Origin of the sequence: Staphylococcus sp. HMSC061G12 (assembly GCF_001838465.1) — a bacterium.
Classification (GTDB): domain Bacteria; phylum Bacillota; class Bacilli; order Staphylococcales; family Staphylococcaceae; genus Staphylococcus; species Staphylococcus simulans.
Genome location: NZ_KV837113.1, coordinates 1 through 426, shown reverse-complemented (window position 1 = coordinate 426; position 426 = coordinate 1). Strand labels below are relative to the sequence as shown.

1 protein-coding gene is annotated in these 426 nt (G+C 33.3%); it reads right to left on the bottom strand.

Annotated elements, in window-relative coordinates; all coding sequences use genetic code 11:
* Positions 1-426 (bottom strand): HTH domain-containing protein (locus tag HMPREF2937_RS08240; RefSeq protein ID WP_142351422.1); only part of this gene is annotated, 426 nt, incomplete at both ends.

Here is a 426-nt window from a genome sequence, read left to right as displayed (position 1 = left end):
ATAGTTTTATAAAAGACATAGTTTCTTTCTTAACTTGAACATAGGCTAATGCTTGCTGTGACTGGCTTTTATTGCGTTTTTCATCTGCTTTTCGACGTGCAATTTTCGACGTGCAATTAATAATAGATTGCTGCAATTCAAGTGGGTTGATTGCATAGGCATTAGCCCCTTTACCCCCATTTTTACGCATAATATTAATAACTGTGATGAATCCTTGTTCTTTTAAGAACTTAATGTGATTTTTAATTGTACGAATTGATTTACCTAAACGTTCAGCAATTGTTTTGATTTTAATATGTGAAACACCAATCACTTTGCAGCTGTATTGTTTTAATACGTTAAGCGTCTCATAATGAGATTTGCTGATCTGCGCATTGTATTGTCTTACTGTATTATCCATTGCTTGAATTGAATCGAATGTTGCGT